Annotated in this window: 6 protein-coding genes; 1 reads left to right on the top strand and 5 read right to left on the bottom strand. The window is 53.2% G+C overall.

Annotated elements, in window-relative coordinates:
* The 3 genes from PKO01S_RS28125 to PKO01S_RS28135 form a co-directional block, all read right to left on the bottom strand.
* Positions 1 to 510 (bottom strand): ABC transporter transmembrane domain-containing protein (locus PKO01S_RS28125; protein WP_246070772.1); only part of this gene is annotated, 510 nt, incomplete at its 3' end.
* Positions 510 to 1,589, bottom strand: coding sequence for a hypothetical protein (locus PKO01S_RS28130; RefSeq protein ID WP_127534751.1), 1,080 nt, complete (start codon positions 1,587 to 1,589; stop codon positions 510 to 512). The genes PKO01S_RS28125 and PKO01S_RS28130, both read right to left, overlap by 1 nt.
* 162 nt (positions 1,590 to 1,751) lie before the next feature.
* On the bottom strand, positions 1,752 to 3,092 hold the full coding sequence (locus PKO01S_RS28135) for a sensor histidine kinase (protein ID WP_164779826.1): 1,341 nt from the start codon (positions 3,090 to 3,092) through the stop codon (positions 1,752 to 1,754).
* Positions 3,093 to 3,317: 225 nt separating this feature from the next.
* Between PKO01S_RS28135 and PKO01S_RS28140 the strand changes: the two genes are divergently transcribed.
* Positions 3,318 to 3,944: a response regulator transcription factor gene (locus PKO01S_RS28140; RefSeq protein ID WP_246070771.1), complete on the top strand. Its 627-nt coding sequence runs from the start codon at positions 3,318 to 3,320 to the stop codon at positions 3,942 to 3,944.
* Positions 3,945 to 4,121: 177 nt separating this feature from the next.
* On the opposite strand, the gene PKO01S_RS28145 is transcribed toward PKO01S_RS28140, so the two are convergent.
* Both PKO01S_RS28145 and PKO01S_RS28150 read right to left on the bottom strand, forming a co-directional pair.
* Positions 4,122 to 4,526 (bottom strand): GIY-YIG nuclease family protein, encoded by a 405-nt coding sequence (locus PKO01S_RS28145; RefSeq protein ID WP_127534753.1) that lies wholly within the window; start codon positions 4,524 to 4,526, stop codon positions 4,122 to 4,124.
* Between the two features lie 13 nt (positions 4,527 to 4,539).
* Positions 4,540 to 5,307, bottom strand: a complete 768-nt coding sequence (locus PKO01S_RS28150) for a DUF2087 domain-containing protein (protein WP_127534754.1) — start codon at positions 5,305 to 5,307, stop codon at positions 4,540 to 4,542.
* Between the last annotated feature and the right edge of the window lie 111 nt (positions 5,308 to 5,418).

Genomic DNA, 5,418 nt, shown 5'->3' on the forward strand with positions numbered 1-5,418 from the left:
AAGCCATTGGGACAGCAGAATGGCAGGCGGAGCAAGCAGCGCGCACAGCATGACAAGCCGCCACTGTACGAGCAGCAGCATGGTGAACGCGCCCAAAAACAAAATCGGCTGGTACACCAAGTTGTACAGCTGCACGTTCAGGTAACCCTGCAAGACGTTCAAATCCGTCGTAATCCGTGTAAGCGTCTCGCCCGATCTGCCGCGCTCCGCGCTGCTGACCGGCATTCGCAGCAGCCGCTGCACCGCTTCGCGGCGAATGTCGCGGACGGTGTAAGCCGACAGCCTCGACGACGCGAAGCGGATCATATATTTCGCCCCGGTACCAAGCATGGCCAGTAAAGCCATGCCGATCGTGACGACGATAAGCTCCTTGTTGCGGAAATTGAGCGATGCGTCGGTGACCGTCTTGATATAACCGCCCATCGCAAGCCTCGTCACAGCGAACAGCAGCGCGCAGCCCGCCGATGCGGCAAGCCAGCCCCAATAAGGACGTACCCAGCGGTAAAGCATCACGCCTTCTGTCCTTGCGCGTATGGTTCACCGGCAGCATCTGCCCCGTTGGCCGAAATATGGCGAAGCTCTTGCACGACGCCGGTCAACAGCTCCACCTCTTGCTCGACCATCTGCCCGACCAACCGCTTCAGGTTGGACAGATCGGACTCCGATCTCGTCTTGATCGCCTTCAGAACACCCAACCGGATAGCAAGCGCTGTATTCTCGACTGCCTCGTATCGAACTGACCATAAGCGGTCTGAACTCAGAAACCGCTTATTCTCCAGGTAACGCAGCCGCTCCGTCATCAGCCGCTTATGCTCCCAGATCAGGTGATAGATCCGGTAGTCCAAGAAAAGTTCTCCCCGCTCCACCTCGTTCAGCATTTGGAGCACAAGCGGGTACACATCGATTCCGAACGCGCTCTCATGATCGACCGGAAATTTCCACAGCATGAACCGAAGCGTCGAATCCGCGCCGGTAAGATAATCCTCGATAACGTCCGCCAGATTGTCGATGCGGAAATCGAAGCTGCCCTCCGGATTGTACCGAATCAAATTGACGGGAGCCTGCCACTCCTGCTCGACCGGCGTTCTGGTCCATAACTCGATCACTTCGTCAAAGCTGCGGCGGAATTTCACCAGGTTGTCGTCTCCGTTGAAGCCGTACAGATCGAACTGCTTCTCTTCCTTGTCATAGCCGAATATCATGAGCTCATGCGTATAGTCGACGTCATGGAAGTAGAACAGCTTCTCGTGATAGTGCTGCCTCACGTAGATGATGCAGCAATAGCCCTGATCGATCGATTCCGTCAGAAACTGAACCGGGTCGCCGGTCCAACGCATAATAAAAGACTTCGGAATTCTTTCCACCTGCAAATGCGGCACGATCTCCAGCATTTTGGACGACGTCGTGTAGAAGTTGAAGAGGTCCCGGTATTTGTAGGCGTGAACGTCCTTGAAGCAGCGCAATTGCACATATTGGGAATAAAGCCACGGCAGCACTTCCTCTCGCCCGGATACGACAGATAACGGGTAAGCATGATGCAAATAACTGATTATTGGCGGTTGCGCGAGCGGCAGCGTTACACGTGTCATGCTTTTCTCCTCCCTTTCTGCTTTTTTTGATCTGAACCGATTGTAGAAATTTTGTCCCCCGCTGAGTAGGTCCATCTTTATTAGCCCAAACGCGAAAAAGGGTCTACAAAAAGTAGACCCCCTACCAAAAGTAGACCCTTCCGCCAAGTTCGCGTATAAATGCTATTTCGTCCGTTCTCTCGATTCTTCGACACCGTGTAATACCTTTTTCCTAGGAAACGTAATCTCGAACGAGCAGCCCTGCCCTTCCTCGCTCTCGAAGCTCATGACCGCACCGCTTCTTCGTATGATCTGATTGCTATACCACAAGCCTAGACCGTAGCTTCGCGATTGACCGCCTTTCGTCGAAAAATAGGGCGAGAACACGTACCGGTGCAGCCGCTTCGGGATGCCTTGTCCGTTATCCCGAACTGCCACGACGATTCCTCCTTTGGACGCTGGCTCGATGCTGAGCTGAATACTGCCGTCCTTGTCGATCGCATCGGCGGCATTGCACATTAAATTCATGAGCACTTCTTTCAAATGCACGCGGTCCGCCTTAATAACGGGATCAAGCGCATACGATCGCTCGACCGTGATTGTGCGGCTCTCGTCCCACATCGGCCGGCATTGTCGGAGCGCGTCTTCCAAGAGATCCGACAATCTGCACGGCTGCTCGACAAGATGCATCGGCTGCTGCGAACCTGCCCTCATCCGCTCCGCCATATCGAGCAAATGCTCGGAGGAGTTTTGCAAAATATGCAAATTTTCACTCGTCCGCTTCTCCCGAAAATTCGGCTCAACCATCAAGCGGTCGTAGACGAGCGACATTTTGACCGCCTCGTTCTTCACCGCATGAAGCAGCACCGCAACCCCATGAACCGGTTCAACCAGCCGCCCGGCCGGCCGTCGCCGTCGCCCGTAGCAAGGAAACAGCAGCCAATAAAGACAGCAATAGATCAAAGGAACGTGGAGCGCCCAATACCATTGCTCCGTGCTGAGCAGGAAAGGGGCTTTCTCGTACAGTAAATAATACAGCACCGCCGACGGTACGACGAAACCAACGCCGCTAGATTGGTTCGAATGCGAGAACACACCGCCGTGCCGGCCCGCCTGCCAGCATATATACAGAGAGAATGTCAGATGCACGGCACTTCCGATGAACTCGGCGATCAGCGGCTTGAACCAAATTTGTCCGGACGCAGCGCAGGCAAGCAGCATCGTCATCTGCAGAACGACCCGCCGCCTTGGCTGGCTGCCGATGAGCTCATTGATGAACCAGTAACTGAACGCGGCGAATACGTACCTCCCCGCGAACAAAACCGTTTTCGATACCAGCACAGCATTCGCCGTCTCCGTCTGAATAAACCACTCTCCCCATATTGGAATTTGGCGTCCGATCCATACATCAGCGATGGACACCCCTAACAGGACTGCCGTCCATCTGCCTTGCCTGTGGTACGCATAGGTGGATATGCGCAAGCACAGGAACATAACGGCAATAATGGCTAAAGTAATAAACATGGCCACCATCCTTCGTCATTTCCTTGCTTCATAACCGGCCAGCAGCTGTGAACGAACGATTTCTCTTTTTATTCTCCACCTCACCTAGTAATAACATAACAAAATTTTACGTTTCGTCCTACCCCATCCAGACAAAACATGCCATCGTATCTATTGAGTATATCGATCTAGTATGTTACTTTTTGTATCATAAATAGGAAAATGATCGTATAGCGAGGAGGATGTATGATGAACCATCTGAAGCTGATGATCGTGGAAGACGATCCGCACTGGCTGAAGCTTTTGACCCAAATGCTGAATGAGGAACCGGATTTTCTCGTTGCGGGATCTGCCGATCACTATGAGGAAGCGATTCGGGTATACGACCAATTACGGCCGGACGTCGTTATGGTTGATGTCATTCTGGGCAAAGACCGCAGCGGAGGGATCAAGACAGCCGCCGATCTAGGAGCAAGGCCGAGCCCGCCGAGCATCGTTATGCTGACATCGCTGACGGATGCGCAGGTTGTCACGCAATCGTTCGCCGCAGGTGCCATCCAGTATATAGCCAAGAGGAACTATAGGGAGCTGCCCGGAACGATTCGTTCCCTGCACCGCGACTTCTCCCCGCTCTCGCTGCTGCTCGATGATTACCGCAGGCTTCGGGTCGAGGAGCAGTTGAAGGAACTGACCCCTTCCGAACGCCACATCTTCGAATTGATCGAACAGGGACTGTCCATGTCGCAGATCGAGCAGCAGCTGTTCAAATCGCACAGTACGGTCAAAAATCAGATGAACAAAATATTAAAAAAATTGGGGGTCCCCAGCCGTAAGGAAGCCGTCGCCAAAATTAAACGCAAGGGGGTATATTAAGCTTAGTCTGCCGAATGATGAACGGAATAATCCTTATATTCAACTTATATTCAACGGATTCTTATCCCAAAAAAGCCGGATGAGTCATCGTCATAAAGACGACCGCTCAACCGGCTTATATGGTTATAGGAGTTGCTGCAACCGATCCTCATCGCCTGCTCATTGTGCTGCGTTGCGTTACGCATTGAATAGTGCTGCGCCTTCGTGCTCCGCGATCTCGCGGCAGGTTGCTTCGAGCGCCTCGATCTGCTCCCGGTATTTCTTCGAATTGGCGCGCTGCAAGCCGCTTGGTATAACCAAGTCCTTATAGTCGTACCGGACATCGTCCTCCGTCCTAAGCATCTCGACAATCTCGAACCGGAATGCCGATTCGCCGTCCCGGTTCCATGCTTCCTGCATCTCCTGGCACGCATGCGAGCCTAGGTTCAGACCGAACCGTTCCCGGTTCCACGCTGCTTCCAGATTAAGAGAAGAGCCGATAAACGCTCTGCCGCTCGGCACGTGTACGATTTTGAATACGCCCATCTCTCTTTTACGGTCCTGATACTTTTCTACCAGTTCTTTCCGTTTATTATTGTCCATTCCATTGTTCCCCCTATCCTTGTACCCAGTACTCGCTTCCGTCATCCTTACGGTCCAGGAAGCCGTAATCGATCAAATACCGCCGCAGTGTCACATAATCGTCCTCGCTGAACCGCTTCAGCAGTTCGTTCACTTCCGTCTCCGAGTAACACCGGTTCCGCTCGAAATAACCGGCCATATGCCGGATGAGCGCCAGCTTGCGCTTCTGCTTCACCGGGAATGACTCAAGCGGGCCTTCCGGCCCATTCGGCATGTAACGGGCGATCAGCTCGTCGTACTCCTCCTGCGTCAGCGCATAGCGATCGTCGACTTGAGTCGCAGTCCGGTGAATCGGGATGAACTTCGGACCGCCCACCCCCTGCTCGTCAAGCAATTCCATAATGGCAAGATACAGCTTCGCTTGCTTCGCCTTCTCTTTCATAGCGAATCGGTGATTGCGGATCGTCGACGTGCTGCCGCCTCCGGTCCGCTTCACGATATCCGCATCCTGCAAGCCTTCCGCGAACATGCCGATCAAATCCTTCTGCAGATCGGTCAGGCCAGTCTGCTTCTTGTCGAGCGTCAGCAAGTACGCGAGCATCGGCTCATGCGCCTCAGCGCCATGCACTTGCGCCGCCTTGCGCGCCTCGTAGAGACGTCCTCCGATCGGGTATACCCCACCTTCCTCGAACGATTCGCCGCAGCGCAGACAAATATAAGCATCTGTCTCCTTGTCATACGTATATCCTCGTTTCAAGTCCGCCAGGTCAGCGGACCAGAAACGTTCTGTCAGCTCATTCACCAAACATTACCCCATTTCATCGAGCTAATATATAGACATTATAAATATCTGTTTGGTTTTTAGCAAGGGATGTGTAACAAAGAGAAGCCACATTGGGCATCGTTGGCTCTC

The sequence above is a fragment of the Paenibacillus kobensis NBRC 15729 genome (assembly GCF_004000825.1).
GTDB classification, from domain to species: Bacteria; Bacillota; Bacilli; order Paenibacillales; family Paenibacillaceae; genus Paenibacillus_T; species Paenibacillus_T kobensis.

Bases quoted from the DNA above. Each gene is read 5' to 3' on its own strand.
- PKO01S_RS28140 (WP_246070771.1), top strand. From the start codon at position 3,318: ATGATGAACCATCTGAAGCTGATGATCGTGGAAGACGATCCGCACTGG.
- PKO01S_RS28145 (WP_127534753.1), bottom strand. From the start codon at position 4,526: ATGGACAATAATAAACGGAAAGAACTGGTAGAAAAGTATCAGGACCGT.
- PKO01S_RS28130 (WP_127534751.1), bottom strand. From the start codon at position 1,589: ATGACACGTGTAACGCTGCCGCTCGCGCAACCGCCAATAATCAGTTAT.
- PKO01S_RS28135 (WP_164779826.1), bottom strand. From the start codon at position 3,092: ATGTTTATTACTTTAGCCATTATTGCCGTTATGTTCCTGTGCTTGCGC.